This is a genomic window from Mesorhizobium sp. M1E.F.Ca.ET.041.01.1.1 (genome assembly GCF_003997355.1).
Taxonomy (GTDB): Bacteria; Pseudomonadota; Alphaproteobacteria; order Rhizobiales; family Rhizobiaceae; genus Mesorhizobium.
On sequence record NZ_RZSL01000670.1, the window covers coordinates 1 to 2,966 of the forward strand.

Genomic DNA, 2,966 nt, shown 5'->3' on the forward strand with positions numbered 1-2,966 from the left:
CGTCTGCGGGGCCTTCGCCCGCCGGCACCGGCTGGCGCGGCCGGAATGCCGGCGCGCCGCCAGCCTTCTGGTCGCGATGCGCGCGCCTGAGCTTGGCGTAGTGGGTGTCCTTGGGGGTGCCCGGCTTGTTGCTTTTGTTGTCGTTCATGCGGCCTCTATAGCGGTCTCGTTCGCTCAAGGATATGGCATGCGGCGACGAATGCCGAACATCCTCGAAAAACCCTGGCTGCGCCGGTTGACACCCACGGGCCTTGCCGCCATAAGGCGCATCGCTGATTTCGGAGAAGATCCTTACTCGGGCTCCGGATCAGCGCGAATGCCTCGTTGCATGGCTCCGGCGGCAGACTGGAGAGGTGCCCGAGTGGTTAAAGGGGACGGACTGTAAATCCGTTGGCTTAGCCTACGTTGGTTCGAATCCAACCCTCTCCACCACTGCCGGCCCGGAAGCCCTGAAACGAAAAGTCTCGGACCGAAAAGTGCATGGCGCTTTTCGGGTGAATCCGGTACTTCAGTGTAAGGCGCGGGTATAGCTCAGTGGTAGAGCAGCAGCCTTCCAAGCTGAATATGCGGGTTCGATTCCCGCTACCCGCTCCAGATTTCCATCCGCATCGCCGTTCCCACGAAAAGGCCGCGCGCCGAAGCGCGCAGCGCATTTCGCTTGATCCGCGTCCTAGCTGCTGAAAGCCGAGGCGACCTGATGCTGTTGCGGGATCTGGCCGTTGGGCGTCAGCTTGTCGACGATGCCGGGCAGCGCCGATGAGAGTTGCTGCAGCAGCTCCTGCTCGTTCAAGCCCGTGCGCTGCGCGATCTCGCGAATGACCTGCGGCCCGATCGCGGCGCCGAGATCGTTGGCGTTGATCGGCTGGTTCTGGCCGGTGCCGACCCAGGAATCGGCGACGCCGCCGTGCCCGGCATCCTTCAGCTTGTCGAGCAGGCCGCCCAGTCCGCCGAGCAGGCCGCCGTCGGCCGAGGTGCCGGCACCCGCGGGAGTAGGGACCGGAGCTTGAGGTTCGGCCGGCTGTTCCTCGCTCTTGCCGCTCAGCATCTTGCCGACCAGCAGCGCGCCGAGCGCGATCATCAGCGGTTTGGTGATGTTGCCGCCGGGAACGGCGTTGTCAAAAAGGCCCATCGTGGATCTCCTATCAACCAATTCCGCCCGGCGCCAAAATGGCGCAGCCGGGGGGGATTTCAAGCTGTCTTGAGCTTTTGGCAATCATATGAAAATGATTGGCATGGCGGGGGTTGGAGGGAAAAGATGGGCATCATCAGCTGGATCATTCTCGGCGTCATCGCCGGCTTCATCGGCAGCAAGATCGTCAACAAGACCGGCCAAGGCATGATAATGGACATCGTGCTCGGCATCGTCGGCGCAATCGTCGGCGGTGTGATCTTCAGCGCTTTCGGCGCATCGGGCGTCACCGGCCTCAACATCTGGAGCCTGATCGTCGCCGTCATCGGCTCGGTCGTCGTGCTCTGGGCCTACCACCAGATCAGCGGCAAGCGCACGCTGTAGAAACACGAAACCCGCAGCTCGTTCGGCCGCGGACGATCGCCGGATTTTGGGCCGGTCGCGGCGCGCGATCGCGGCGACGGTATATTGACAAGCGATCCCGCCCGGCGCCGCTGGAAAGCGGGCAGGGCGCCAGGCTGTGCGGATCGGATGCCTCAGGCAACCACGGTCAGGCGCCGCCGTCTTTCATCGAGCGAGACGATGGCGAGGCCGCTGCCGACGACCAGCAGGATGCCGCAGACGGCGAGCGCATTGGGAAACTGCCCGAACACGAGCAGGCCGGAAATCACCGCCCAGACGGTGAAGCAGTAATAGAAGGGCGCGACCGCGCTGGTCGGTCCGACGCGATAGGCCATGAAGATGAAGAAATGGCCGAAGATCAGGAACAGGCCTGCGCCGGCGATCAGCAAGAGGTGGCGACCCTCCGGGATCGTCCATTGCTCGGAGACGAGATGCGCTATGCCTGAGCCGATCACCACCACCACGACGGCGGAGATGGCGACGATCATGCCTGGCACCTCGGCGCCCACCTTGCGTCCGGCAAGGTCGCGCGCCGCTGCCAGGGCCGCGTTGCCGAGCGCCAGCAGGGCATAGACGGAAATGCCTTGCATGGTCGGCTGCGCCACCATGAGAGCGCCGATAAAGCCGAGGCCGATCAGCGCCATGCGCGCGGCGCCGATCTTTTCGCCGAACAGGATCGATGAGCCGACCAGCATCAGCAGCGGCGTGATCTGGCCGAGCGCCGTCGAATCGGCGATCTGCATGTTGGCCAAGGCCACGACGTAGCAGAGGATCGCGGCGAGCTCGCAAAGATTCCGCCGCAGCACCTTGCGCTCGAAAAGCAGCGGGATCTGCCTGCCATAGCCCAGCATGAAGAGCAGCGGCACACCCCACAGCGTCGCGGCGACGCCGCGCAGGAAGAGCACCTCGTATGGCGGCAGTCCGGTGGTCGCGAGCTTCATCATCGTGTCGTTGACGAGGTAGGAGCCCGTCGAGACGATCATGAACAGGGGACCGCGGATATTTGCCGGAATGAACTGCATTCGCCGAAGAAATCAGAGGCATGTCGCGGCGGCAATGGGCCAGTTCCGGGCGATCGGGCTGCTATCCGCGGGAATCTGTTGATGAGGTGTCCGAGACGTGGATGGCGGCCTATTTGAATTCGTCCACGGCGGCCCTATATCCGCGTCACGTCCCCTGTAATCGGATCATTGGTTCGGTCGAGTGCGAGAACGCTCGGCCACAAGGTACTTGTGTTTTTCGGCCGTTGTCGCTAATCGCCCCGCATTCGACTGAACTGAAGGTCAAGGCCGCCCAAGGAAAGAGACTATGGCAAAAGGTAAATTCGAACGCACCAAGCCGCATGTGAACATTGGCACGATCGGCCACGTCGATCATGGCAAGACGTCGCTGACGGCGGCGATCACGAAGTATTTTGGCGAATACAAGCGCTATG

Annotated in this window: 4 protein-coding genes, 2 tRNA genes and 1 pseudogene; 4 read left to right on the plus strand and 3 right to left on the minus strand. The window is 62.9% G+C overall.

The features are described from left to right. Positions 1 to 148, minus strand: a pseudogene (locus EOA38_RS40660) (23S rRNA (guanosine(2251)-2'-O)-methyltransferase RlmB); the annotation flags it as partial. A gap of 199 nt (positions 149 to 347) precedes the next feature. On the opposite strand from EOA38_RS40660, the gene EOA38_RS32305 reads away from it, so the two are divergent. Further along, positions 348 to 432: transfer RNA gene (locus EOA38_RS32305), tRNA-Tyr, on the plus strand. Positions 433 to 520: 88 nt separating this feature from the next. Continuing rightward, positions 521 to 594, plus strand: a tRNA-Gly gene (locus EOA38_RS32310). 76 nt (positions 595 to 670) lie between these two features. Here the strand turns inward: EOA38_RS32310 and EOA38_RS32315 are convergent. Next, positions 671 to 1,129, minus strand: coding sequence for a YidB family protein (locus EOA38_RS32315; RefSeq protein ID WP_126094128.1), 459 nt, complete (start codon positions 1,127 to 1,129; stop codon positions 671 to 673). A gap of 126 nt (positions 1,130 to 1,255) precedes the next feature. On the opposite strand from EOA38_RS32315, the gene EOA38_RS32320 reads away from it, so the two are divergent. Further along, positions 1,256 to 1,513, plus strand: coding sequence for a GlsB/YeaQ/YmgE family stress response membrane protein (locus tag EOA38_RS32320; protein WP_126094127.1), 258 nt, complete (start codon positions 1,256 to 1,258; stop codon positions 1,511 to 1,513). Positions 1,514 to 1,665: 152 nt separating this feature from the next. Here EOA38_RS32320 and EOA38_RS32325 read toward each other — a convergent pair whose 3' ends face one another. Next, positions 1,666 to 2,553: a DMT family transporter gene (locus EOA38_RS32325; protein ID WP_127301132.1), complete on the minus strand. Its 888-nt coding sequence runs from the start codon at positions 2,551 to 2,553 to the stop codon at positions 1,666 to 1,668. A 286-nt stretch (positions 2,554 to 2,839) separates the two neighbouring features. On the opposite strand from EOA38_RS32325, the gene EOA38_RS32330 reads away from it, so the two are divergent. Next, on the plus strand, positions 2,840 to 2,966 hold a 127-nt coding region (locus tag EOA38_RS32330), incomplete at its 3' end, for a GTP-binding protein (protein ID WP_244571411.1).